The sequence below is a fragment of the Bradyrhizobium sp. CCBAU 53340 genome, from assembly GCF_015291645.1.
In the GTDB taxonomy this organism is placed as follows: Bacteria; Pseudomonadota; Alphaproteobacteria; order Rhizobiales; family Xanthobacteraceae; genus Bradyrhizobium.
Genome location: NZ_CP030055.1, coordinates 2,743,869 through 2,766,928, shown reverse-complemented (window position 1 = coordinate 2,766,928; position 23,060 = coordinate 2,743,869). Strand labels below are relative to the sequence as shown.

Here is a 23,060-nt window from a genome sequence, read left to right as displayed (position 1 = left end):
GTCTCTTTTGCGCCCTCACCAGGGCAAGTTTGGCCGAGGAGTGAAGACACCTCACTCCTTGGCGTTGGCCGCGTCGAGGGCGCGCCGCGTCAGCACGCCAATGAGATGCGCGCGGTATTCGGCGCTGCCGTGAATGTCGCTGTTCAGCCCTTCGGCGGGCACGTCGATGCCATCGAGCACCTTGGACGAGAACCGCTTCTTCAGCGCTTCCTCGAATGCCTCGACGCGGAACACGCCGTTCGAGCCGGCACCGGTGACCGCGACGCGCACATCCGACGGACGCCGTGCCACGAACACGCCGACCAACGCGTAACGCGAGGCCTGGTTGCGGAATTTGATATAGGCGGCCTTCTTCGGCAGCGGGAACATCACCTTGGTGATGATCTCGTCGGCTTCCAGCGCGGTCGAGAACAGGCCCTGGAAAAACTCCTCGGCCTTGAGGCGGCGCTTGTTGGTGACGATGGTCGCGCCGAGCGCGAGAACGGCGGCCGGATAGTCAGCGGTCGGATCGTTGTTGGCGAGCGAGCCGCCGATCGTGCCCTTGTGGCGCACCGCGGGATCGCCGATCTGGCTGGCAAGATTGGCGAGCGCCGGAATGGCCTCACCGACGATGGCCGAGGTCGCGACTTCCGCGTGCTTGGCGGTAGCGCCGATCACCAGCGAACGGCCCTTCATCTCGATCGTGTTCAGCCCCTCGATATGGGAGAGATCGACCAGATGCGGCGGGCTCGCGAGCCGCTGCTTCATGACCGGAATCAGCGTGTGACCGCCGGCGATCACCTTGGCGTCTTCGTTCTTCACCAGGAGATTGGCGGCCTGCCGGACGGTCCCGGGGCGATGGTATTTGAATTCGTACATGGGGGTGTCCTGATCGGGATGCGCGCGCGGTTACGCGAGATCGGATTTCGCCATCGCCTTGGCGCCGGCGGCGATCGAGGCGACGATGTTCTGGTAGCCGGTGCAGCGGCAGAGGTTGCCTTCGAGTTCTTCCCGGATCGTATGGTCGTCGAGCTCGTGGCCCTTGCGATGCACGATGTCGATCGCGGTCATGATCATGCCGGGCGTGCAGAAGCCGCATTGCAGGCCATGGTGCTCGCGGAAGGCCTCCTGCATCGGATGCAGCGGCGCGCCGTCGTCGGCCAGTCCCTCGATGGTCTTGACCTCATGGCCGTCGGCCATCACGGCCAGCGTGGTGCAGGACTTCACGGCCTTGCCGTCGAGATGCACGACGCAGGCGCCGCACTGCGAGGTGTCGCAGCCGACATGGGTGCCGGTCAGCCGCAGATTCTCGCGCAGGAACTGCACCAGCAGCGTCCGCGGGTCGACATTGCCGGTAACAGGATTGCCGTTCACGATGAGGGAGATTTTTGCCATAAGCACTCTCTGTCAGCGCCCCGACGGGTCCCGTCGAAGCGGTTCTTTCTTATAATTATTCCAACCCATCATATGGGCCATTATGGCCGGGGGCAACATTGCCCCAAGCGCAAGGCGCCATGACGAAAAGCCAGAGCCTCAGCCCTGTACCGCCTTGGCGAAATTCGCGAAAAACTCGTCGGCCAGCTTCTTGGCGGCACCGTTGATCAGGCGCTGCCCGAGCTGCGCCAACTTGCCGCCGATCTGCGCCTCGACATCATAGGAGAGGAGCGTGCCGCCATCCTTCTCGGCAAGCTTCACGGTTGCCCCGCCCTTGGCAAACCCGGCCACGCCGCCCTCGCCTTCACCAGAGATCTTGTAGCCGTTCGGCGGATCGAGATCTGAGAGCATCACCTTGCCCTTGAAGCGCGCCGAGACCGGTCCGACCTTCATTTTTGCCGTCGCGCGAAAGCCGCCGTCGTCGGTCTTCTCCAGCTCTTCGCAGCCGGGAATGCAGGCCTTCAGCACCGCGGGGTCGTTGAGCTTGTCCCACACGGCCTCGCGCGGCGCCGCTAGCTGGACTTCGCCGTTCATTGTCATGGCCATGGCGCGCCTCCCGGGATTGCATCAGAACAATATTGCTCAAGTAACGCACGACGGCCGCAAAGGAAAGGGCAGCCCCCGGTCACATGCAATGCATATTCGCACCTGCAAAAAGCCTTGTGCTGATCGTCAGGGATTGGCAGAGCCAGATCATGGTGATTAGGTCCCGCGCAACATGAGCACAGCCCTCTCCCCCCTGCTTGCGCCGATGCTGTCGAGCACAGCCATGCGCACCGTCTGCGACGACCGGACCACGCTGCAGAACATGCTCGATTTCGAGGCAACCTTGGCTCGGGCCGAGGCTGCCACAGGCGTGATTCCCGCATCCGCGGCGGGACCGATCGAAGCGGCCTGCAAGGCCGAGACCTTCGACATGACGGCCTTGGCCGAGGCCGCGACCCGGTCGGGTAATCTTGCGATCCCGCTGGTCAAGATGCTGACCGCCAATGTCGGCAAGGCCGACAGCGAGGCCGCGCGCTACGTGCATTGGGGCGCGACCAGCCAGGACGTGATCGACACCGCAACCATGCTCGGCTTGCGCGCGGCCATCGATGCGCTTGACGCCGACCTCAACCGCGCCATCAAGGGCTTTGCCGCGCTCGCCCGCGCCCATCGCAACACCGCGATGGTGGCGCGAACCTGGCTCCAGCATGCGCTGCCGATGCCGTTCGGGCTCAAGGCCGCCGAATATGCCTCCAGCCTCGCCCGGGCCCGCTGCCGCCTGCGCCGGCTTCGCCGCGAGGGCCTCGCCCTGCAATTCGGCGGCGCCGCCGGTACGCTCGCAGCTCTCGGCGACAAGGGGCTCGCGGTCGCCGAACGGCTTGCCCAGGAGCTGAACCTGCCACTGCCCGAAGCGCCCTGGCACACCCATCGCGACCGCATCGCGGAAGCCGCTTCGAGCTTTGCGATTCTTGCCGGAAGTTGCGGCAAGATCGCGCGCGACGTCTCGCTGATGATGCAGACCGATGTCGGCGAAGCGTTCGAGCCTGCCGGCGAAGGCCGCGGCGGCTCCTCGACCATGCCGCACAAGCGTAACCCAGTCGCGGCCGCAAGCGCCCTTGGCTGCGCGACCATGGCCCCGCAGCTTGTCGCGACGATTCTTGCGGCCCAGGTGCAGGACCATGAGCGCAGCGCCGGCCCCTGGCATGCGGAATGGCCGACATTGCCGCAATTGATGCTGGTCACGTCAGGCGCGCTTGCCGCCATCGTCGACATCGCCGAAGGGCTGGACGTCGACGCCGCGCGCATGCGCAGCAATCTCGATGCAACGCATGGGCTGATCATGGCGGAAGCCGTCACCTTTGCGCTGGCCGACAAGATCGGCAAGAGCGAGGCGCATCATCTCATCGAAGGCGCGAGCAAGCGCGCGGTCGCCGAGAAGAAGCATCTGCGCGAAATTCTCGCCGCCGATTCGCAGGTGACCGCGCATCTGACGCCAGAGAAAATTGCGGCATTGTTCGAGCCGATGGCCTATCAAGGTGCGTCACAAGCCTTGATCGATCGCCTGCTCGACAACCTCGACCGCGAACAGAGCTAAACGGAGACGCCGCAATGCCCATGATCGATGCCGACGGTTGCCTGATCAACGTCTCCGTCGAGGGTCGCGACGGCGGGCCGACCCTGATGCTCTCCAACTCGCTCGGCTGCACGCTGCAGATGTGGGAGCCGCAGATGAAGGCCCTGACGCAGGTATTCCGCGTTATCCGCTACGACCGCCGCGGCCACGGTAAGTCCAACGTCCCGCCCGCCCCCTATACGATGGAGCGCTTCGGCCGCGACGTGCTGGCGATCCTCGACGATCTCAACATCGAGAAGGTGCATTGGTGCGGCCTGTCGATGGGCGGCATGGTCGGGCAATGGCTGGGCGCCAATGCGCCTGAAAGATTTGGCAAGCTCATCCTCGCCAACACCTCCTGCTACTACGCCGAGCCGACCAAATGGCTGGAGCGCATCGAGGCGGTGAAGAAGGGCGGCATCGCGGCGGTCGCCGACGGCGTGATCGCGGGCTGGCTGACGCAGGATTTTCGCGAGCGCGAGCCCGAGATCACCGCCAGGATGAAATCGATGCTGCTCGCGACCCCGGTCGAGGGCTATTTGGCCTGCTGCGAGGCGCTGTCGACGCTGGACCAGCGGGCACTGCTGCCCAAGATCAAGAGCCCGACGCTGGTGATCGCCGGCCGCCACGACCAGGCAACCCCGATCTCGGCGGGCGAATTGATCCGCTCCAACATTCCCGGCGCCAGCATGACCATCATCGACGCCGCCCACATTTCCAATGTCGAGCAGCCGCACGCGTTCACCGACGCGGTGGTGGGATTTTTGACGCAGCGCTAGCAACAACCGTCATTGCCAGGAGCGAAGCGACGAAGCAATCCAGACTGTCTCCGTCGACCCATCCCTGGATTGCTTCGCTGCGCTCGCAATGACGGAGAGGAGGATAGAATGGACGACCAGACGCGCCGCGATGCCGGCATGACCGTACGCCGCAAGGTGCTAGGCAATGCATGGGTCGACAAGTCGATTGCAAACCGCAACGCCTTCAATACCGACTTCCAGGACATGATCACCCGCTACGCCTGGGGCGAGATCTGGACGCGGCCGCATTTCGACGAACGCACGCGCCGCGTGCTTGTCATCGGCACCATGGTCGCGCTCGGACAATGGGACGAATTCCGCCTGCACGTGCGCGCAGCGCTGGCCGAGGGCGGCTTCACCCCCGACGACATCAAGGAAATCCTGTTGCAGCAGGCGATCTATTGCGGCGTCCCGGCGGCGAACCACGCCGTCAAGGAAGCCTCAGCGATTGTGCAGGAGCTCGGCCTTATCAAGGCCTAGCGGCACGGTGTCGGCGATCTCGACGGACTTCGGCGCAGCCGCCGGCCGCTCGATCACCAGCACGATCGCGGCGCCGAGCAGCAGCAGCAACTCGGTGGCGTGCAGCCGAAGCGCGGCCATCTCGGCGACCTTCGAGGCCATCACCATGCTGGCGAACGAGATCAGGCTGCCGATCGAAAGCGCAATGCCGAGCGCCTCGTCGCTGGCCCCACTCTTGCGGGTGCGCGGAATGGCGAGCAGCGCGAGATAGATTGCAAAGAACGCCACGACGGTCAGCCGTCCCAGCGCCAAGAGCCACGCCGCGCGCACCGTGCTCATACCGGACATCTGGAGTTGATCGCTGAGGAACAGCGCCACCGCAACGCTCGGCCGCTCATAAAGTCCGTGTACCGGTGCCACGAAGATGTTGAAAGCGACCAGCGTCCAGGCCGGGATGAAATAGGCCGCCAGCAATGCGCCGTTGACCGAGCCGATCCGCCAATTCCTGAACATGCCGCTACCCGCTTCGCCTGCTACGCGCCTTCGGACAGAAGGCTTTGCCGGGAGCTAACTCGCATCAGACTGTGGCGGCAATTTAAACCGTTTGTTTACCTTAACTGCCCCCAGGGACCGTACGCCGGCCATTCGGCCAAAGAAAAAGCCCCGCCTTTCGGCGGGGCCTGCTCCTTCACTCTTGGGCTTCCAAACTAATCGTCCTGACTGCGCTGGCCGCCCTGCTGGCCGGGCCTGTCGCCCTGGCGCATCGGGTCCTGCTGCTGCTGTCCGGGTTTCTGGCCGCCGCCCTGCTGCTGCCCTGGCTGCTGGCTCGGGCGCTGCTGGCCGGGGCTCTGACTCTGCTGGCCCGGATTCTGGTTCTGCTGCTTCGTCATTGGGGGAAACTCCCTTGTTGGACGTCAGTGCAAGATAACAACCGGCGGCCGATTTGGTTGCCCCGCGGAACCTGGCTTCTCGCAGGTGCGGAACCAGGAAGATGAGTTCCGCCACGAAATGATCTCTGTACAAGCCTTTATGCCGATACCTGGCCAGTTGCAGCCGCCAGTTCCCTCCTGTTACAAAACGGGAAGAACGCTTAGGGGCTGCCGGGGCCCGAGAAGCTCATAAGAAACTCACCCTCTATCTGAGCTCCCTTCGAGCCCGCGTCAGGTTTGGTAACGGCAGGCCTATGGATTATTTCACCCAGCAGCTCATCAACGGCCTCGTGCTTGGCTCCATCTACGGCCTGATCGCGATCGGCTACACGATGGTCTACGGCATCGTCGGCATGATCAATTTCGCCCATGGCGACATCTTCATGATCGGCGGCTTCATCGCACTGATCTCCTTCCTGCTCCTGGTCTCGCTCGGTCTGACCGCGATCCCACTGATCCTGCTGGTCGTTCTGCTGGTCGCGATGGCAGTCACCGCACTCTATGGCTGGACGGTCGAGCGCATCGCCTATCGGCCGCTGCGGCACTCCTTCCGTCTCGCACCGATGTTGTCGGCGATCGGCATGTCCTTCGTGCTGACGAACTATTCGCAAGTCGCGCAGGGCGCGCGCGTCAAGCCCGTGCCGCCGATCATCACGGGAGGCTATACGCTGCATGAAGGTCCCGAAGGTTTTGCGGTGCAGCTCTCCAACATGCAGATCATGGTCGTGCTAGTGACCATCGTGCTGCTGGCCATATTCACCTGGCTTGTCTCGCGGACACGGCTCGGCCGCGACATGCGGGCCTGCGAGCAGGACCAGACCATGGCGGCGCTGCTCGGTGTCGACGTCGATCGAACCATTTCCATGACTTTCGTGATCGGCGCGGCGCTCGCCGCAGTCGCGGGCATGATGTACCTTCTCTATTACGGCCAGGTCGATTTCTTCATGGGCTTCGTCGCTGGCATCAAGGCATTCACGGCCGCCGTGCTCGGCGGCATCGGCTCGCTGCCCGGCGCGGTGCTGGGCGGGCTCGCGATCGGCCTGATCGAAACCTTCTGGTCGGCCTATTTCTCGGTGGAGTACAAGGACGTCGCCGCCTTCTCGATCCTGATCATCGTCCTGATTTTCATGCCGACCGGTCTGCTGGGCCGGCCCGAAGTCGAAAAAGTCTGACGGGCGCCGCGCGTGACAGCCATTCCAACCGAAACCACGCATGTCAGCCGCACCTCCGGCATCCCCTTCATCCTGAAAAAAGCCTTCCTCAGCGCATGCGTTGCGCTGGTGCTGTTCTCGCTCATGATCGGCATCCGCACCGAGGCCGGTCCCGACGGACAACTGACCTTCTGGACCCGGTTCGGCGATCTCGCCTCCATCGTCGGTGTCGTGTTCGGCGGCTCCATCTTGATTGAATTGCTGCGACAGTGGATCGGGCCGAGCGGGGCCGAGAAGCTCGTGCCGCCCGCCGTGCAACAAGGCATCTCGCTGGCAGGCCGCTTCCTCGGACCGGCGCTGCTCGTCTTCACCCTGTTCGTCCCGGTGATCTTCTACAATCAGCGCTACATCCTCGACCTCGCGATCCTCGTGCTCACCTATGTGATGCTCGGCTGGGGCCTCAATGTTGTAGTTGGGCTCGCCGGCCTGCTCGACCTCGGCTATGTCGCCTTCTACGCGGTGGGCGCCTACTCCTACGCGCTGCTGGCCACCAATTTCGGCTGGTCGTTCTGGGTCTGCCTGCCGCTTGCGGGCATGCTGGCCGCCTGCTGGGGCGTGATGCTCGGCTTTCCGGTGCTTCGGCTTCGTGGCGACTATCTCGCTATCGTGACACTGGCCTTCGGCGAGATCATCCGGCTTGTCATCATCAATTGGCAGGACCTGACCGGCGGACCGAACGGCGTCTCAGGCATTCCACGCCCCACTTTGTTCGGCATCCCACTCGACAACAGCGACGACGGGCTGGCCGCAAAGCTCGGCATCGACTACTCGCCGACCCATCGCATCGTCTTCCTGTTCTATCTGATCCTGGCGCTGGCACTGCTCACTAACTGGGTGACGATCCGTCTGCGGCGCCTGCCGATCGGCCGCGCCTGGGAGGCGTTGCGCGAGGACGAAGTCGCCTGCCGCGCACTCGGCATCAACACGACGACCACCAAGCTGACCGCCTTCGCAACCGGTGCGATGTTCGGCGGCTTCGCCGGCGCGTTCTTCGCCACCCGCCAGGGCTTCATCAGCCCGGAGTCCTTCACTTTCCAGGAATCGGCGCTGGTGCTCGCCATCGTCGTGCTCGGTGGCATGGGCTCGCAGCTCGGCGTGGCGCTTGCCGCACTCACCATGATCGGCGGTTTCGAGCTATTCCGCGGACTCGAGACCTACCGCATGCTGGTGTTCGGCATGGCGATGGTGCTGATCATGATCTGGCGGCCGCGCGGCATCATCGGCCATCGTGCGCCGACCGTGTATCTGACCAAGGCGCAAGCCATCTCCTCCGACCTCGTCAAGGAGGGCCACGGATGAGCGGCGAGACCATTCTGAGCGTCGACCGGCTGACCATGCGCTTCGGCGGCATCCTCGCCGTGCACGATCTGTCGTTTGCCGCCGAACGCGGCAAGATCACCGCGCTGATCGGACCGAACGGCGCCGGCAAGACCACCGTGTTCAACTGTATCACCGGCTTCTACAAGCCGAGCGGCGGCTCGATCCGCCTGACGCATGAAAACGGCAGCCATTTCGCCATCGAGCGGCTGAAGGATTTCCGCATCGCTAAGCAGGCGAAGATCGCGCGCACCTTCCAGAACATCCGTCTATTTCCGGGCATGACGACGCTCGAGAACCTGATGGTGGCGCAGCACAATATGCTGATGCGCGCCTCGGGCCTCACCTTCCTCGGCCTGATTGGCGCGCCCTCCTACAGCAGCGCGGAGCAAGACGCCATCGACCTTGCGACCCGTTGGCTGAAACGGGTGGGCCTCCTGGACCGCGCCGACGACGCCGCGGGCAACCTCGCCTATGGCGATCAGCGCCGGCTCGAGATCGCGCGCGCGATGTGCACCGGGCCCGCGCTGCTGTGCCTCGACGAGCCTGCCGCAGGGCTCAACGCGCGGGAGAGCGCGGCCTTGAGCGAGCTGCTGCTCTCGATCCGGGCCGAGGGCACCTCGATTCTCCTGATCGAGCACGACATGTCCGTGGTGATGGAGATCTCCGACCATATCGTCGTGATGGACCACGGCGTGAAGATCGCGGAAGGTTCGCCGCGCGAGGTCCGCGACGATCCCAAGGTGATCGCCGCCTATCTCGGCGCCGACGAAGAGGAAGCCATGGCGGTAATGGAGAGCGGATCGTGAGCGCGGTGTCCCCCCCCCTGCTCGCCATCCGCGGCTTGCGCGCCGCCTACGGCAAGATCGAAGCGCTGAAAGGCGTCGACATCGAGATCAATTCTGGCGAGATCGTCGCGTTGATCGGCGCCAACGGCGCCGGCAAATCGACGTTGATGATGACGATCTTCGGCAAGCCGCGCGCCCGCGCCGGCCAGATCCTGTTCGACGGCAAGGACATTACCTCTGTCCCAACCCATCATATCGCGCACCTGCGCATCGCGCAGTCGCCGGAAGGCCGCCGGATCTTCCCGCGCATGAGCGTCGCGGAAAACCTGCGCATGGGCGCCGATGTCACCGACAGCACCGAGGCGGAACGGGAAACAACGCTGGAACGCGTCTTTGCGCTGTTCCCTCGTCTGAAGGAACGGGTCGCTCAGCGCGGCGGAACCCTGTCGGGCGGCGAGCAACAGATGCTGGCGATCGGACGCGCCCTCATGAGCCGCCCGCGCCTGTTGTTGCTCGACGAGCCTTCGCTCGGGCTTGCGCCGCTGATCGCGCGGCAGATTTTCGACGCGATCCGCACCTTGAACCGCCAGGACGGCCTGACCGTTCTGATCGTCGAGCAGAACGCCAATCACGCGCTGAAGCTTGCCCATCGCGGCTATGTCATGGTCAACGGCCTGATCACGCTGGCCGGGTCCGGTGCCGACTTGCTGCAGCGCCCAGAAATTCGCGCGGCCTATCTGGAAGGCGGTCGGCACTGACTGGCCTGCGCGCGAATGCGGCGAGATATCTTTGCCTATGCTCGTATTTTGCCGGTGACTTCTCGAAAAATTCATTGAACAATGGCGTCGGTTTGGACCGGGCTTGCCCGGCAACTCCCACAGGCGATCACTCGCGAGGTATCTCATGAAATCACTCAAACTCATCGGTCTGGCATTCGGCGCGTCGGTTGCGCTGTCGACGGCGGCGTTCGCAGACGACATCACCATCGCAGTCGCCGGCCCGTTGACCGGCACCGAATCCGCCTTTGGCCGCCAAATGAAGAACGGCGCCGAGCTGGCGGTGGCCGACATCAATGCCGCCGGCGGCGTCACCGGCAAGAAGCTGGTGCTCGATTCCGAGGACGACGCCTGCGATCCGAAGCAGGCCCGCTCAGTCGCCGAAAAGATCGCCGGCGCGAAGATCCCGTTCGTCGCCGGCCATTTCTGCTCGTCGTCGTCGATCCCGGCTTCGGAAGCCTATGCCGACGGTAACGTCCTCCAGATCACCCCTGCCTCGACCAACCCTCTGTTCACCGAGCGGAAGCTCTGGAACGTGGCGCGCGTCTGCGGCCGCGACGATCAGCAGGGCCTGATCGCGGCCCAGTACATCGCCAAGAACTTCAAGGGCAAGAACATCGCGATCCTCAACGACAAGACCACTTACGGCAAGGGTCTGGCCGACGAGACCAAGAAGGCGCTCAACAAGGCCGGCATCACAGAGAAGCTCAATGAGTCCTACAACAAGGGCGACAAGGACTTCAACGCGATCGTCTCGCGCCTGAAGAAGGAGAACATCGACCTCGTCTATGTCGGCGGCTATCACCAGGAAGCCGGCCTGATCCTGCGCCAGATGCGCGACCAGGGCATGAAGACGATCCTGATGTCGGGCGATGCGCTGGCCGATAAGGAATACGCCTCGATCACGGGCCCGGCCGGCGAAGGCACGCTGTTCACCTTCGGTCCCGATCCGCGCAACAAGCCGACTGCGAAGAAGATCGTCGAGGCCTTCAAGGCCAAGGGCATCGATCCGGAGGGTTACACCCTCTACACCTACGCGGCGATGCAGGTCTGGTCGCAGGCGGTCAAGAAGGCCGGCTCCACCGATGCCAAGAAGGTCATGGCGGCAATCAAGGCAGGCAAGTGGGATACGGTGCTTGGCCAGCTCGAATATGACGCCAAGGGCGACATCAAGCAGATCGACTATGTCGTCTACAAGTGGGATGCCAAGGGCGGCTACGCTGAGCTCAACGCCAACGGCACCTGAGACAGGGTGGCTGACCTTTTCGTCGAATCGACGTCAACGCCCCGGTTCGCCGGGGCGTTTTCCTTTGCAGCACCGTCAGACGGCAGCGGAGAGTTCGCCGCCCGCCGCTTCCTGAGCCTTTCGGAGCGCTTGCAGCAGGTCGTTCGGTCGAAACGGCTTTTGCAGGCAGACGACACCGTCCAGGCCGGCCGCCTCGCCGATGAAATCCAGTGCCGTCATGCCCGAGACGGCCACGATCGGAAATCCGGGGACACGCTCGCGAATAGCGGCCATGACCTCGATACCGCTACTGTCGGTCAGGAAAATGTCGACAATCACCGCGTCAAAGCCGCCCTCGCTAAAAGCCTTCAGGCCGGCCACGCCCGTATCTGCTTCAACCACGTCATAACGGTTGACCCGAAGGACGATCGAAACCATGGCGCGCACGTCCTTCTGGTCGTCAACAATCAGGACACGGGGCATGGGAACAACTCCCGGATTTGCATCATTAATTGGTTCAATTCAGCGGCGCGGTGCGCCACGGCAGTATGAGGCCCGTCCAGTAAAGCCAATCTTACCGATTCCCTATTCCGATTCCGTGTTCAGGTTAAGTAAGCTGTAACCCTCGGTTGAGTCGCCGGAGCATCCCCTCGAGACACGCGCCCGGAGCGGGCTACCATGGAAAGCCAAGGCAGCCGGCCAAACGAAGTCACGTAGACTGCCCCATGCCGACCTAGCGAGAGGTCAACGTGCACGCAAAGAACGACCGAAGCACATTTCTTTCGACTTTACCGGCCAAGCAGAGCGATCGCACTGCAGCATTGGCGATTGTCGGAATCTCCGCCGTCCTGTTCGCGCTGGCCGTTCCCTTCGCGGGGATTCCGCTGATCGAGGTGCCGGCCTTTGTGGCCAGCTACCAATCGGCGCTCGCCGTCAGCGACGTCATCACCGCGGTTCTGCTGCTGTCGCAATTCTCCGTCCTGCGCAGCCGCGCGCTGTTGCTGCTGTCGACCGGATATCTGTTCACGGCCGCGGCGGCATTGACCCACGCCCTCACCTTCCCGGGACTGTTCGCTCCAACCGGGCTGCTGGGTGCCAGCTCACAGACCACCGTCTGGCTCTACATGATCTGGCATGGCGGCTTCCCGTTGTTCGTGCTGGCCTATGGATGGTTGAAGGACGGCAACGGAGGCAACATGATCGCAGCGCCGACCGAGCGCTCGATTATGCTCGCCGTGCTCGGCGTGATCGCCGCGATGATCGTCATTGCCTGGATCGTCACCGCGCAGCACGATCTGCTGCCGGTCTTGCTGAAGGACGGTCGCTATACCACCACGATGATCGGCGTGGTGTCGTTCGTCTGGTCCTTGAGTTTTGCGGCGCTGATCACGCTGTGGTTCCGCAAGCCGCATACGGTGATCGACATCTGGCTCATGGTCACGATGTGCGCCTGGCTGTTCGACATCGCGCTATCGGCCATCGTCAATGTCGCCCGCTATGACCTCGGCTTCTACGTCGGCCGGCTCTACGGGCTTTGCGCCGCGAGCTTCGTGCTCGCCGTGCTCTTGATCGAGAACGTCCGCCTCCAGGCGAGCACGATGGGGCTCGTCGGCCGGTTGCGCGAACAATCGGCGTCCGATCGCGACTATTACGGCAAGCGTCTTGCGCTCTACGGCGCCGTGGTCGAGTCCTCCAACGATGCCATCATCACCGAGTCGCTCGACGGCCTCATCACGGGCTGGAACAAGGCCGCCGAGCGCCTGTTCGGCTATTCGGCCACCGAAGCCATCGGCCAGTCGATCTATCTCGTGGTCCCGGAGGACCGGAAGGCCGAAGCCAGGGGCCTTCTCAACCGTATCAGCGGCAACGAGTCGATTGCCCAGCACGAGACCGTCCGCACCCACAAGGACGGCCGGCAGATCGACGTCGTCCTGAACGTCTCGCCGCTGCGATCTGACAACGGTGAAATCATCGGCGCATCCAAGATCGCGCATGACATCACCGAGGAAAAGCAAGCGCGAGAGAAACTGCGCCGCGAGATCGAGGAGCGCGAACGCATCTTCGAGACCTCGCAGGATCTGATCCTGGTCACCGACGGATACGGCAATTTCATCCAGGTCAGCCCGAGCGTGAAGGACATCCTCGGCTTCACCCCGGCCGATCTGATCGGGCACAGTGCGACCGAATTCATCCATCCCGACGACCTCGACAAGACCCGGAGCGAGATGCGCGCGGCGCGACGTGGCGCGGTCAAGCGCAGCTTCGAGGCGCGCTATTATCACTATGACGGCCACGAGGTGACACTGAACTGGATGGGCACCTGGTCGGAGCCCGTCAAGCGCCACTTCTTCATCGGCCGCGACCTGACCGACAAGCAGGCCGCAGAGGCGCAGCTCCGGCAGGTCCAGAAGATGGATTCGATCGGCCAGTTGACCGGTGGCGTCGCCCACGATTTCAACAACGTGCTCACCGTCATCACCGGCACGATCGGCATCTTGGCGGACGCCGTCGCCGACCGACCCGAGCTTGCCGCCATCACCAAGCTGATCGACGACGCCGCCGAGCGCGGCGCGCAGCTGACCAAGCACCTGCTCGCCTTCGCCCGCAAGCAGCCGCTCCAGCCGCGCGAGATCGACGTCAATGCGCTGGCGCTCGAAGCCGCCAAGCTGCTGCACCCGACGCTCGGCGAGCAGATCACCATCATGCCGCAGCTCACCGAGGATGCCTGGCCCGCCCTGGTCGATCCGGGCCAGCTCTCGACCGCGATCCTCAATCTCGCGCTGAACGCGCGCGACGCCATGCCCGATGGTGGCACGCTTGTGCTGGAGACCCGCAACATCTTCCTCGACGACGGCTATGCCAGCATGAATCCTGATGTCGTCGCCGGCAATTACGTGATGATCGCGGTCAGCGACACCGGTTCGGGGATTCCGGCGGACCTGCTCGAGCGGGTTTTCGATCCCTTCTTCACCACCAAGGAGGTCGGCAAGGGCACGGGCCTCGGTCTCAGCATGGTGTTCGGTTTCGTCAAGCAGTCCGGCGGACACATCAAGATCTACAGCGAGGAAGGCCACGGCACGAGCGTGAAGATCTACCTGCCGCGGTCCACCGGCGTGCAGGAAACGGAGTATGAGGCGCTTCAGAACGTGCCTATCACCGGCGGCGATGAGAAGATCCTGATCGTCGAGGACGACGCGCTGGTGCGGCAGTATGTCGTGACCCAGGTCAAGAGCCTCGGCTATGCCGCGCTCGAAGCGGCCAACGCCGCCGAAGCCCTCGTCATCATCGACGCCGACAAGGACATCGACCTGCTCTTCACCGACATCATCATGCCGGGGAACATGAACGGTCGCCAGCTCGCCGACGAAGCGGCGCGGCGGCGACCGGATCTGAAGACACTGTTCACCTCCGGCTATACGGAAAACGCCATTGTCCATCACGGCCGGCTCGATTCCGGCGTGCTGCTGCTGGCCAAGCCCTACCGCAAGTCGGAGCTCGCCAAGATGCTGAGAACAGCGCTGGCGAGTTGAGCCGCTCGCTCACCTGCGCTATCGCTGAGGTCTGAAGCGCGCTGCGATGTTGGTCGGAGCGCCATCGCGCTTCAGATCTTGTTTGAGCATGATCTCCGCGCAAACGCGTTCCGCGTTTGTCGCGAGGGAAAACCGCTTCGCACGTTTCCGGATCATGCTGCAGCGCATGGAGTGCCGCCTTTGAAAAACCTCCTCACCGATATCGCCGGGGTCCGCGTCGGCCATGCCCACGACGCCAGGCTTGCCTCGGGCGCAACGGCGATCGTGTTCGACCAGCCGGCGGTGGCCGCGATCGACGTCCGTGGCGGCGGCCCCGGCACGCGCGAGGACGCGCTGCTCGATCCTGCCAACACGGTCGAGCGCGTTGACGCGATCGCGCTGTCCGGAGGCTCCGCCTTCGGCATCGAGGCCGGCGGCGGCATCCAGGCCTGGCTCGCCGAGCAGGGCCGCGGCTTCCGTGTGCGCGAGGCGCTGATCCCGATCGTGCCGGGCGCGATCCTGTTCGATCTGCTCAATGGCGGCGACAAGGCATGGGGTCGCTTCGCGCCCTATCGCGATCTCGGCTATGCCGCGGCCGTCGCTGCCGGAACGGAGTACGAGCTCGGCAGCGTCGGCGCAGGCTTCGGTGCCACCACGGCGACGTTCAAGGGCGGGCTCGGCTCGGCATCCGCCGTCACCAGCAACGGCGTCAGGGTCGCGGCGATCATCGCCGTCAATGCGGTCGGCAGCGCCACCGTCGGCGACGGTCCGTGGTTCTGGGCGGCGCCGTTCGAGGTCGATGGCGAGTTCGGCGGCCGCGGACTGCCGGACAAGTTCACCGGCGACATGCTCAAGATGCGCATCAAGGGCGGCCCCGCCGCAACCGAGCGCGAGAACACCACGATCGGCGTCGTCGTCACCGATGCGGTGCTGACCAAGCCCCAGGCCAAACGGTTGGCGATGATCGCGCATACCGGTTTTGCCCGTGCGATCTATCCCGTGCATGCGCCGACCGATGGTGACGTGCTGTTTGCCGCCGCGACGGGTGCGAAGCCGATCGATCCTGTGGTCGGCATGACCGAACTCGGCATGGTCGCCGCCAACGTCGTTGCCCGCGCGATCGCCCGTGGCGTCTACAGCGCCGCCGCGCTGCCGTTCCCCGGCGCGCAACCGGCGTGGAAGGATCGGTTCGGCTAGAAACGAAACGGCGGATCAGACGTTAGTCGACGGGCAAAGGTGCACCGTCATGCCGTCTTCCGTGATCCGCTTTTTTCGCTATGCCCCCGACAGCCACGAGCTGAAGGTCACTTTCGTCAGCGGCCGCCTCTACGTCTACGAGGATGTTCCGCCCGAGGTCGCCGCCGCGTTCAGGAATGCACGCTCGAAAGGGACATTCTTCAACCACGAGATCCGTGACCGTTACACCTATCGCGACGTCACGCACGAATATGCCGGCTAGCTGCGGATGCGGCCTACACGCTCATCGACATCGACGAGGCCGCGGAACCCGCTGCGGTTTGCGCCTGGCGCTGCATCATCTGGCCGAACCAGTCATACGGCGAATGGCCGCCGCCATTCCCATTTGACGAGCTGGAGGCGCCCGGCACGGTCGTCGACATCTTGAAGCCGTCGGCATAGGTGACGGTTGTGGTGGTCGAGCCGTCTGCATTGGCCGTCGTGGTCGCGGTCGATCCGCCGCTCGACGAGCCGCTGCCGGACGCATCGCCCGAGCCGCTCGCTCCATGGGCATGGTGGCCGTGATGGCCGCTCTTCAGCGCCTTCGACATCTCGTCCAGGCTGACGCTGCCGTCGGAATTCGAATCCAGCTTCGAGAACACATCGTCGGCCTGGGCCAGATTGGTGCCGCCGGCCCCGAGCGCGTTCTCGAATTCGGACTTGGTGATCTTGCCGTCGCCGTCCGCATCGATCAGCGAGAACAGGTCCTTCAACGCAGCATCCCGGCCCATCGGAGTCGAGGACGTCGAGCTCGACGAGGTCGAGGTCGTCGCGGTGCCCGCGCTGTCCTGGCTCTGCGCGGCGATCAAGGCGCTCATCGTCTCCGGCGAGATCTGTGCACCATTGCCCGAATTGACCGGCGAGGTCGCGCCGCTGACCGTGCTGCTGCTGTCGATCGCGAACGGATTGGCCCCACCTTGCGAAGACGTCGTTTTCTGGGTCGACGAGGTGGACTTCGAATTCGTCAGCGACTGGATCGCGTCGAGCGCGCTCGAGACGGCACCAAGGGCAAACAACATTGCACAACTCCAACCGATGCGGCACGCCGCGGCCAATGTTCTGGAGGTTGGGTCAGCAAGCGACGTGCCAGCGCAAAAAGCTCAATGAAATCCGCATTTGCAGTGGCCGGAGCAGCGAGGGAACACCGGCAATTCATGCCGGTCGCGGCAGAAATTTCCGCCCACAGGAAGCACGCCTGTCCCGCATTGCCCGCCACGGGGGCCCATGTTAGGCGAGACCCCATCCTCGTTTCGGCCGCCACGGGAAACAGCGCCATGACCCAAGCCTTCGCCCCCCGCCCCCTGGCCATCGCACCCTCGATCCTGGCCTCGGATTTCTCCAGGCTCGGCGAGGAGGTTCGTGCGGTGGATGCGGCCGGCGCCGACTGGATCCATCTCGACGTGATGGACGGGCATTTCGTGCCCAACATCTCCTACGGCCCCGACGTCATCAAGGCGATGCGCCCGCACACCAAGAAGGTGTTCGATGCCCATCTGATGATTTCGCCCTGCGACCCCTATCTTGAGGCCTTTGCCAAGGCCGGCTGCGACCACATCACCGTGCACGCCGAGGCGGGTCCGCATTTGCACCGCTCGCTGCAGGCGATCCGTGCGCTCGGCAAGAAGGCCGGTGTCTCGCTCAATCCGGGCACGCCGATAAGCGTACTCGAATACGTGCTCGACCTGGTCGATCTCGTGCTGGTGATGTCGGTCAACCCGGGCTTCGGCGGCCAGGCCTTCATTCCCTCCGCGATCGGCAAGATCCGCGATATCCGCGCGATGACGGCCGGTCGGCCGATCGACATCGAGGTCGATGGTGGCGTCGGCCCCGACGTCGCGGGCGCGCTTGCAGCTGCCGGCGCCAACGCCTTCGTCGCCGGCACGTCCGTGTTCAAGGGCGGCACGCAGGACGCCTACAAGAACAATATCGCAGCGATCCGCAATGCTGCCGCGGGTGCGCGCGGCGAAGCGATCTGAGCTGCACAAGGCAGCGCAAGCACCGAAAGCCTGCGGCTTTTACGGAGGCCGCGGCGGGCAATGCTTAAAATTGCAACCACGATCCGTACTCATCCGGGCTTCACTGATTCGCGCAAATCATCGCTACTAGCTCCTGCCTGCTTTTGACGGGAGCACATCATGACGACGACCCTGATTTGGACTGGCGTGGCGTTGTGGATCGGTTTCAGCGCGTTCGTTGTGTTTGGCCCATCGGCCGAGCCGGAGAAAGTCCCGGCGCGTTCCGCCCGTATGATCCGCCGCGACCGTGCCTGACGCCATGCAGATCGCCCTGGTCAAGCGTCAGCCGAAGCGCCGCTGCCGCATCCGGCGTCGCCCGCATCCGAACCTCGATTATTTCTTCGGCCGCCTTGAGCGCGCCGACGATAGGCTCGAAGACGACGCGGGCCCCGACAATTCAGACCTCGATCATTCGTTCGCATCGCAGCGTTATCATTGAGACTTCTTTTCCGGATTGAAACCATGAAACCGCACTGCCCCAACTGCCTTAAGGAAATGGCCAAGGCAGCCGCGTCGCGTAACCTCTTCGCCTGCGAACCCTGCCGGGAGATCATCCAGTATTTCGGCGGCCATGCCGACCACGGCGATCCCGGACCTCAGTTCGCCTGGCCTATCCGCCGCAAGCGCGCGATCCATGCCGCTCACGCGGCCTGATCTTTCCTAAAGCGCGATGCGATTAGGATGAATCGTCATCGCACTTTAGGTTGTTGTTTGAGCATGATCTTTTCGGAAAACCGCTGCGCACTTTTCCGGATCATGCTCTAACCCCACACCACGCCGGCGTCTGGTTTCGCCGCAGCCATTCGCGGCGGCCGCACCACGGTGACGGTGCAGGTCGCCTCCGCAGCCACCTTGGCCGAGACGCTGCCAAGCAATGTGCGCCGAAACGAGCTCTGCCGCGCGCCGATGATGACATGGTCGACCTGGTTGACCTCGGCGAATTCCAGCAGCGCAGCGGCGGGGTCGACGGCTTCCAGCACATGGACCGACAGCCGGCTCTCGTCGAGCTTCAGGGGCGTTGCCCAATGCCGGAGCGAGACAAGGCGGTCGATATGCTTGTTGGAGCCCTGCTCGTCCAGCGTCTTGTCGATGGCGATGCGGTTGAGCTTCAAGACATTAACGCAGGCAAGCCGCGCTGACGGCAGCGTGGCGAGGATCCGTTCCGTGGTGACGCGCAGCGCCTCATTCAGCTCCGGCTCACCTTCCACCGTATCGAGCGCGACTGCGAGGATCGGGCTCGAGGCGATCTGCTCGGCAACATCCGACCTTGCCCGCGGCTGCTTGACGTCCTGGTTGAAACGGCGCCGCCACGCGACGCTCCAGGGATCGCGCTTGAGCCGCTCCGAACGCGCGGTCAGCTTGACCTGGTCGGGATGGGCGAGATCGAAGGCGAGCTGCGCCGCTGTCGGATAGCGCCAGACCGGCTCGATCTCCAGGCAACGCAACACCACCTCCTGGAGCCAGGGCGGATAGTCGGCGCGCAGACTTCGCGGCGGATGCGGATCCCGCCACAGCCTCCGACGCATCGCACGCAGCGTCTCGCCCTCGCCGAAGGGGCGTTCGCCGGTCGTGAAGAAATAGAGCAGCACGCCGAGCGAGAACAAATCGCTGCGCGGATCGTCGCGCACGCCGAGCAGCCGCTCCGGCGCCATATAGGGCGCCGTGCCGTAAGGCAGGCGGAATTCCTCCTGCAGCAGATCGGGCAGATGGTCGTGATGCGACAGGCCATAATCGATCAGCACGGCATCGCCACTCTCGCGGAACATCACGCTGCTCGGCTTGATGTCGTGATGAATCACGTGCTGCCGGTGCAGGTCGGCCAGAGCGGCCGCGATCTTCGCGACCAATAGCCGCGCCTCGTCGTAAGGCAGCGGCAGCTCAGGCAGCCGCTTGTAGAGCGTGGTGCCCGGAATGCGCTCGATCACGGCATAGGCCTGGCGCGCGAAATCGCCGGTGCCGTAGCAGTGCGGCACGTGCGGTCCGGCGAGCCGCGGCAGGATCATCATCTCCATCTCGAAGGAGACGATCGCCGCGGGGTCCTCACCCTCCGACACCCGCGGGACCTTCATCAGCAGCGGCGCCTCGATGCCGGGACGGGTGACCATCCATAGCGTCGCCATGCCGCCGGCATGGACGCATTCGCCGATCGTGTAGCCGTCGATCTCGGCGCCGGACTTGACCAGGGATTTCGGCATCGACCTAGCGCCCCTGGGACAGTCGGTCGGCGAGCCAGGGTGGCAGGCCGTTCTCGCGGATCTTGTTCGCCGCGCTCGCGATGTCATAGGGCACGCGGCAATAGGTGATCTGGCACGAGACCGTGTCGAACAGCACGAAGGATGCCGACGGATCGCCATCGCGGGGCTGGCCGACCGAGCCGAGCACGGCAAGCCATTGCCGTCCGCGCAGGAGCTGCACCGGCACGTCGGTCTTGGGCACGAAGCTCGTCATCTTCGCCGTCACCGACATCGAATAGAGCGCGGGCCGGTGGATGTGGCCGCAGAAGGTGACGTGGGACGGCGTCGCGATCAGGCTCTTGGCGGCATCCGCGGTCGAGCGGACGTAGTTCCAGCGCTTGGGGCTCGAGGCCTCCGCGTGCACGAACAGACGGTCGCTGTCCTCCACGAGCATCGGCAGCTCGGCCAGAAACCGGCGCTGCGCCGCATCGAGGCGCCTGCGGGTCCACTCGATCGCGATCTGCGCCTCGTTGTTCATGTTTTCGGTGGTCGTGTTGACGGCTTCGTCATGGTTGCCGCGAACGGCCACGGCGCCATGCGCGACCAAATCCATGGCGGTATCCACGACCCATTCCGGGTCGGCGCCATAGCCGACGAAATCGCCGAGCAGAATGAACCGCTCCGCAGCCCTGGCGCGGGCCACCTTCAGGCATGCCTCGAACGCCTGCCGGTTGCCGTGGATATCCGAGAAGACAGCGAGAAGCACGCACCCTCCACCCTCAAATTCTTATTGGAAGCCGATAAAGCCAATTTGAGGGAGGTCAACAAGATGCGCCAGCGCGGGGCAGTTTACCAGCGGACCGCTGCGTGATGGTCAGGAGCCTATTGTTCGTCCTTGGGCGGCATCCGGGGCGGCGGCAGCGGCGTGAATACCGCTCCCTGGGCACCGGCTGGTGGGGCATTGAACTCTCCAGTCGAGGAGTCGCCGCCGCTGGTCTCGAGGATGGCCTTGGGCGTCACATATTCCCGCACCATGTCGATCAGGCTGCCTTCACCCCCGCCAAAGTCCGCCGCACGGCCGCCTTGCGGATGGCCGGCCGCGATCTCGTTCTCCGCCGCATGGGTCTTGTCAGCCAGGGTGTCGTTGTAGGGGACGCGGAAGGCGCGCGGGATGCCGCTCGGGCGGTGATCCTCGTCGAGTTCCTCGACCCAGAGATAGATTGAGCCGGGATCGCCCTCCAGCGAATGCGGCTCGACGATCCGCGCCTTGAGCAGCTTGAAGGCGGCAGGCAGCCTGTCCGTGCTGGCCCAGCCCAAGAGCCCGCGCATTTCCGTGAAGCTCACGACATAGAACACGCTGGTCACGACCACCGCAACCGCCTTCAGCGACCAGTGCAGCCGGGCATAGACCAGCACGACCAGCAGCAGCGCCCCGATCACCGCATAGGCGACCGACAGCGAGAGGATCACCGTCTGCAGATTAATCACGGCGGATCCTCTTCGCGTTCCTGCTCACACCGGTGCTGGGGTCGAGATCGGCACCATTGCGCCAGGTGCTGCGGAAGGTTTCCATCAGCGATTTCGGTCTTTGGCTGACATCGATGACCTTGCCTTCGGCATCGAGCCGGAACCGCACCGCAGTCTTCTCATCGCCGGTATGGTCGAGCGTGAATTTGTTGTCGAAGATCACCTGCGCGGTCGGATTGAGCTTCTGCACCTTGACATTGGCCATCACGGGCTCGCCGGTCGTGGCGACGAAATGCGAGACGTTGACGGTGTATTCGCCGGCGACGATGCCGCGCACCGTCACGATCTCCTCGCGGATCGGCGAAGCGATCTTCTTGCCGTTGACCGTGATGAAGTCATTGGCCCCACCGCGGTCGTCACGGTCGAGCGTGAGGAAGCCGGCCTCGCGATGCCGATACCAGGCGATGTTGCCGGCGGGATCCTGCACGAACAGGTCGAGGTCGTCAGGATGATTGTCCGGCCAGTCCAGCGTGATGATGAACTCGGCCTTGGAGTCGATCTTGCCGTCCTTGGAATCTGGAGAGACCGCGAGCAGCGCGAGAAAGAACAGGAAGGCGACCACCTGGAGCGCCTTGAACAGCATCACGCCCAAGGGATCAAACGGCTCTTCGCGCGGATAGAGGCCGAAATCATCCATCATGACGGCGTTCCGGCACCTTTGCGCTCCAGCACCGGCGTCACATAAGTCTCGGTCAGCACCACGGCATCGGAGAACACCCGCTGGGTCGCGGCATCGAGCATGTAGTACTGGATGCGGACCAGGATGGAGCCGACGAGCCCCGCCAGCGTCGTATACATCGCGACCGCCATGCCATCGCTCATCAGCCCCATCGAGGAGCGCATCGCGACCTTGTCGGCAGCATCCAGCCCGGCGATCGGCGCCAGCATGATGATGAAGCCGATGATGGTGCCGAGCAGGCCGAGCTTCATCAGCGTATCGGAGACGAACGCACCGAAGCCGTTGGAGCCGCGCAGGCGATCGGCGAGCGTCCGCAGCAGCAGCGTCTGGTCGACGGGGCGATAATCCTGCGCGGCGGCCTTGGTCACGAGGCTCTCGATATGATCGCGCACCAGCCCGCGCGGCAGCGTGGTCGCCCTCGCATCAAGCACTTTGCTGCCATCGGGCGCCGCCAGCACCGTGCGGCAGCGCCGCGCGGCCGCACCTTCACGGGCCATCGCCCGCGTGCGCAGGAAGCAATGGCCGCAGGTGACGAGATAGAGTACCGCGATCACGCTCGAAATGTAGGTCCGGTCCGACGTCAGCATCAGATGGATCAGACCGAACCGCCACAGCAGCACGACGGCGAACACCGACAGCCCGGTGAAGATCATCCAGAACAGCAGCGCGCTGCGCTCGGATGGGTCGGCAGTCGAGCCCGCGATCGGTCCAATCGTCATCGAACTCATGCTGCACCGCTCCTCACCTGCAATTTCGTCCCGATTAGACCAAAGCCGCCGCTTCAGGTCCAAAGACCCATGCCCAATCCGGCTTGGGAAATTTGCCCGAGCTGCAATCCGGCCCAACCGCCGCAATTGGCAAGGCGCGGCGGCGTTGTTAGGCTGAGCTTACCAAACTTTGGGGT

The 23,060-nt window shown here is 64.1% G+C and carries 27 protein-coding genes; 15 read left to right on the top strand and 12 right to left on the bottom strand.

What is annotated here, in order from left to right:
• Positions 1-51: 51 nt before the first annotated feature.
• From XH89_RS12990 to XH89_RS12980, 3 genes are all read right to left on the bottom strand, one after another.
• Positions 52-858, bottom strand: coding sequence for a xanthine dehydrogenase family protein subunit M (locus XH89_RS12990; RefSeq protein WP_194467432.1), 807 nt, complete (start codon positions 856-858; stop codon positions 52-54).
• Between the two features lie 30 nt (positions 859-888).
• A complete protein-coding gene (locus XH89_RS12985; RefSeq protein ID WP_194467431.1) occupies positions 889-1,374 on the bottom strand; it encodes a (2Fe-2S)-binding protein in 486 nt (161 codons plus the stop codon).
• A gap of 138 nt (positions 1,375-1,512) precedes the next feature.
• The gene (locus XH89_RS12980; protein WP_194467430.1) at positions 1,513-1,959 is read right to left on the bottom strand and encodes a carbon monoxide dehydrogenase subunit G; all 447 of its coding nucleotides are present in this window, start codon (positions 1,957-1,959) and stop codon (positions 1,513-1,515) included.
• Between the two features lie 172 nt (positions 1,960-2,131).
• Between XH89_RS12980 and XH89_RS12975 the strand changes: the two genes are divergently transcribed.
• The 3 genes from XH89_RS12975 to XH89_RS12965 all read left to right on the top strand — a co-directional run bounded on the left by XH89_RS12975 (position 2,132) and on the right by XH89_RS12965 (position 4,791).
• Positions 2,132-3,493: a 3-carboxy-cis,cis-muconate cycloisomerase gene (locus XH89_RS12975; RefSeq protein WP_194467429.1), complete on the top strand. Its 1,362-nt coding sequence runs from the start codon at positions 2,132-2,134 to the stop codon at positions 3,491-3,493.
• A gap of 14 nt (positions 3,494-3,507) precedes the next feature.
• Positions 3,508-4,290 (top strand): 3-oxoadipate enol-lactonase, encoded by a 783-nt coding sequence (pcaD, locus tag XH89_RS12970; RefSeq protein ID WP_194467428.1) that lies wholly within the window; start codon positions 3,508-3,510, stop codon positions 4,288-4,290.
• Positions 4,291-4,398: 108 nt separating this feature from the next.
• Entirely contained in the window at positions 4,399-4,791 is a 393-nt protein-coding gene (locus tag XH89_RS12965) for a carboxymuconolactone decarboxylase family protein (RefSeq protein ID WP_194467427.1), read from the top strand.
• Here the strand turns inward: XH89_RS12965 and XH89_RS12960 are convergent.
• Positions 4,753-5,283 carry a hypothetical protein gene (locus XH89_RS12960; RefSeq protein ID WP_194467426.1) on the bottom strand — a complete coding sequence of 177 codons (531 nt, stop codon included), beginning with the start codon at positions 5,281-5,283 and terminating at the stop codon, positions 4,753-4,755. The genes XH89_RS12965 and XH89_RS12960 overlap by 39 nt on opposite strands.
• 194 nt (positions 5,284-5,477) lie before the next feature.
• Positions 5,478-5,660 (bottom strand): hypothetical protein, encoded by a 183-nt coding sequence (locus XH89_RS12955; protein ID WP_194467425.1) that lies wholly within the window; start codon positions 5,658-5,660, stop codon positions 5,478-5,480.
• A 293-nt stretch (positions 5,661-5,953) separates the two neighbouring features.
• Here XH89_RS12955 and XH89_RS12950 point away from each other — a divergent pair, with 293 nt between their 5' ends.
• From XH89_RS12950 to XH89_RS12930, 5 genes are all read left to right on the top strand, one after another.
• Positions 5,954-6,871: a branched-chain amino acid ABC transporter permease LivH gene (locus tag XH89_RS12950; RefSeq protein WP_194467424.1), complete on the top strand. Its 918-nt coding sequence runs from the start codon at positions 5,954-5,956 to the stop codon at positions 6,869-6,871.
• 12 nt (positions 6,872-6,883) lie between these two features.
• Complete coding sequence (livM, locus tag XH89_RS12945; protein ID WP_371825211.1) at positions 6,884-8,209, top strand: high-affinity branched-chain amino acid ABC transporter permease LivM; 1,326 nt, start codon at positions 6,884-6,886, stop codon at positions 8,207-8,209.
• Positions 8,206-9,036: an ABC transporter ATP-binding protein gene (locus XH89_RS12940; RefSeq protein WP_194467423.1), complete on the top strand. Its 831-nt coding sequence runs from the start codon at positions 8,206-8,208 to the stop codon at positions 9,034-9,036. The genes livM and XH89_RS12940 overlap by 4 nt, the downstream gene beginning before the upstream one ends.
• Positions 9,037-9,041: 5 nt before the next feature.
• A complete protein-coding gene (locus XH89_RS12935; protein ID WP_194468465.1) occupies positions 9,042-9,773 on the top strand; it encodes an ABC transporter ATP-binding protein in 732 nt (243 codons plus the stop codon).
• Between the two features lie 145 nt (positions 9,774-9,918).
• The gene (locus XH89_RS12930; protein WP_194467422.1) at positions 9,919-11,037 is read left to right on the top strand and encodes a branched-chain amino acid ABC transporter substrate-binding protein; all 1,119 of its coding nucleotides are present in this window, start codon (positions 9,919-9,921) and stop codon (positions 11,035-11,037) included.
• Between the two features lie 75 nt (positions 11,038-11,112).
• Here the strand turns inward: XH89_RS12930 and XH89_RS12925 are convergent, their stop codons facing one another.
• A complete protein-coding gene (locus XH89_RS12925) occupies positions 11,113-11,499 on the bottom strand; it encodes a response regulator (protein ID WP_194467421.1) in 387 nt (128 codons plus the stop codon).
• A 266-nt stretch (positions 11,500-11,765) separates the two neighbouring features.
• On the opposite strand from XH89_RS12925, the gene XH89_RS12920 reads away from it, so the two are divergent.
• The 3 genes from XH89_RS12920 to XH89_RS12910 all read left to right on the top strand — a co-directional run bounded on the left by XH89_RS12920 (position 11,766) and on the right by XH89_RS12910 (position 15,984).
• A complete protein-coding gene (locus XH89_RS12920) occupies positions 11,766-14,546 on the top strand; it encodes a PAS domain S-box protein (RefSeq protein ID WP_194467420.1) in 2,781 nt (926 codons plus the stop codon).
• A 180-nt stretch (positions 14,547-14,726) separates the two neighbouring features.
• On the top strand, positions 14,727-15,722 hold the full coding sequence (locus XH89_RS12915) for a P1 family peptidase (RefSeq protein WP_194467419.1): 996 nt from the start codon (positions 14,727-14,729) through the stop codon (positions 15,720-15,722).
• Positions 15,723-15,771: 49 nt separating this feature from the next.
• Positions 15,772-15,984, top strand: coding sequence for a KTSC domain-containing protein (locus tag XH89_RS12910; RefSeq protein ID WP_194467418.1), 213 nt, complete (start codon positions 15,772-15,774; stop codon positions 15,982-15,984).
• A 13-nt stretch (positions 15,985-15,997) separates the two neighbouring features.
• Here XH89_RS12910 and XH89_RS12905 read toward each other — a convergent pair whose 3' ends face one another.
• Entirely contained in the window at positions 15,998-16,780 is a 783-nt protein-coding gene (locus tag XH89_RS12905; RefSeq protein ID WP_194467417.1) for an EF-hand domain-containing protein, read from the bottom strand.
• A 255-nt stretch (positions 16,781-17,035) separates the two neighbouring features.
• Between XH89_RS12905 and rpe the strand changes: the two genes are divergently transcribed.
• The 4 genes from rpe (at position 17,036) to XH89_RS12890 (ending at position 18,430) form a co-directional block, all read left to right on the top strand.
• Positions 17,036-17,737, top strand: coding sequence for a ribulose-phosphate 3-epimerase (gene rpe / locus XH89_RS12900; protein WP_194467416.1), 702 nt, complete (start codon positions 17,036-17,038; stop codon positions 17,735-17,737).
• A gap of 159 nt (positions 17,738-17,896) precedes the next feature.
• Complete coding sequence (locus XH89_RS41820) at positions 17,897-18,031, top strand: hypothetical protein (protein WP_256440122.1); 135 nt, start codon at positions 17,897-17,899, stop codon at positions 18,029-18,031.
• A 4-nt stretch (positions 18,032-18,035) separates the two neighbouring features.
• Positions 18,036-18,215: a hypothetical protein gene (locus tag XH89_RS12895; RefSeq protein ID WP_194467415.1), complete on the top strand. Its 180-nt coding sequence runs from the start codon at positions 18,036-18,038 to the stop codon at positions 18,213-18,215.
• Positions 18,216-18,238: 23 nt separating this feature from the next.
• The gene (locus tag XH89_RS12890) at positions 18,239-18,430 is read left to right on the top strand and encodes a hypothetical protein (RefSeq protein ID WP_194467414.1); all 192 of its coding nucleotides are present in this window, start codon (positions 18,239-18,241) and stop codon (positions 18,428-18,430) included.
• A gap of 107 nt (positions 18,431-18,537) precedes the next feature.
• Here XH89_RS12890 and XH89_RS12885 read toward each other — a convergent pair whose 3' ends face one another.
• The 5 genes from XH89_RS12885 to XH89_RS12865 all read right to left on the bottom strand — a co-directional run bounded on the left by XH89_RS12885 (position 18,538) and on the right by XH89_RS12865 (position 22,884).
• Positions 18,538-19,971, bottom strand: a complete 1,434-nt coding sequence (locus tag XH89_RS12885; protein ID WP_194467413.1) for a bifunctional serine/threonine-protein kinase/universal stress protein — start codon at positions 19,969-19,971, stop codon at positions 18,538-18,540.
• A gap of 4 nt (positions 19,972-19,975) precedes the next feature.
• Positions 19,976-20,716, bottom strand: a complete 741-nt coding sequence (locus XH89_RS12880; protein ID WP_194467412.1) for a metallophosphoesterase — start codon at positions 20,714-20,716, stop codon at positions 19,976-19,978.
• Between the two features lie 116 nt (positions 20,717-20,832).
• Positions 20,833-21,438, bottom strand: a complete 606-nt coding sequence (locus tag XH89_RS12875) for a hypothetical protein (RefSeq protein ID WP_194467411.1) — start codon at positions 21,436-21,438, stop codon at positions 20,833-20,835.
• Positions 21,431-22,117, bottom strand: coding sequence for a hypothetical protein (locus XH89_RS12870; RefSeq protein ID WP_194467410.1), 687 nt, complete (start codon positions 22,115-22,117; stop codon positions 21,431-21,433). The genes XH89_RS12875 and XH89_RS12870 overlap by 8 nt, the downstream gene beginning before the upstream one ends.
• Positions 22,114-22,884: a MotA/TolQ/ExbB proton channel family protein gene (locus XH89_RS12865; protein WP_194467409.1), complete on the bottom strand. Its 771-nt coding sequence runs from the start codon at positions 22,882-22,884 to the stop codon at positions 22,114-22,116. The genes XH89_RS12870 and XH89_RS12865 overlap by 4 nt, the downstream gene beginning before the upstream one ends.
• Between the last annotated feature and the right edge of the window lie 176 nt (positions 22,885-23,060).

Coding starts and splice junctions, on each gene's coding strand:
- XH89_RS12990 (WP_194467432.1), bottom strand. CDS start 858: ATGTACGAATTCAAATACCATCGCCCCGGGACCGTCCGGCAGGCCGCC.
- XH89_RS12985 (WP_194467431.1), bottom strand. CDS start 1,374: ATGGCAAAAATCTCCCTCATCGTGAACGGCAATCCTGTTACCGGCAAT.
- XH89_RS12980 (WP_194467430.1), bottom strand. CDS start 1,959: ATGGCCATGACAATGAACGGCGAAGTCCAGCTAGCGGCGCCGCGCGAG.
- XH89_RS12975 (WP_194467429.1), top strand. CDS start 2,132: ATGAGCACAGCCCTCTCCCCCCTGCTTGCGCCGATGCTGTCGAGCACA.
- pcaD (WP_194467428.1), top strand. CDS start 3,508: ATGCCCATGATCGATGCCGACGGTTGCCTGATCAACGTCTCCGTCGAG.
- XH89_RS12965 (WP_194467427.1), top strand. CDS start 4,399: ATGGACGACCAGACGCGCCGCGATGCCGGCATGACCGTACGCCGCAAG.
- XH89_RS12960 (WP_194467426.1), bottom strand. CDS start 5,283: ATGTTCAGGAATTGGCGGATCGGCTCGGTCAACGGCGCATTGCTGGCG.
- XH89_RS12955 (WP_194467425.1), bottom strand. CDS start 5,660: ATGACGAAGCAGCAGAACCAGAATCCGGGCCAGCAGAGTCAGAGCCCC.
- XH89_RS12950 (WP_194467424.1), top strand. CDS start 5,954: ATGGATTATTTCACCCAGCAGCTCATCAACGGCCTCGTGCTTGGCTCC.
- XH89_RS12940 (WP_194467423.1), top strand. CDS start 8,206: ATGAGCGGCGAGACCATTCTGAGCGTCGACCGGCTGACCATGCGCTTC.
- XH89_RS12930 (WP_194467422.1), top strand. CDS start 9,919: ATGAAATCACTCAAACTCATCGGTCTGGCATTCGGCGCGTCGGTTGCG.
- XH89_RS12925 (WP_194467421.1), bottom strand. CDS start 11,499: ATGCCCCGTGTCCTGATTGTTGACGACCAGAAGGACGTGCGCGCCATG.
- XH89_RS12910 (WP_194467418.1), top strand. CDS start 15,772: ATGCCGTCTTCCGTGATCCGCTTTTTTCGCTATGCCCCCGACAGCCAC.
- XH89_RS12905 (WP_194467417.1), bottom strand. CDS start 16,780: ATGTTGTTTGCCCTTGGTGCCGTCTCGAGCGCGCTCGACGCGATCCAG.
- rpe (WP_194467416.1), top strand. CDS start 17,036: ATGACCCAAGCCTTCGCCCCCCGCCCCCTGGCCATCGCACCCTCGATC.
- XH89_RS41820 (WP_256440122.1), top strand. CDS start 17,897: ATGACGACGACCCTGATTTGGACTGGCGTGGCGTTGTGGATCGGTTTC.
- XH89_RS12895 (WP_194467415.1), top strand. CDS start 18,036: ATGCAGATCGCCCTGGTCAAGCGTCAGCCGAAGCGCCGCTGCCGCATC.
- XH89_RS12890 (WP_194467414.1), top strand. CDS start 18,239: ATGAAACCGCACTGCCCCAACTGCCTTAAGGAAATGGCCAAGGCAGCC.
- XH89_RS12885 (WP_194467413.1), bottom strand. CDS start 19,971: ATGCCGAAATCCCTGGTCAAGTCCGGCGCCGAGATCGACGGCTACACG.
- XH89_RS12870 (WP_194467410.1), bottom strand. CDS start 22,117: ATGATGGATGATTTCGGCCTCTATCCGCGCGAAGAGCCGTTTGATCCC.
- XH89_RS12865 (WP_194467409.1), bottom strand. CDS start 22,884: ATGAGTTCGATGACGATTGGACCGATCGCGGGCTCGACTGCCGACCCA.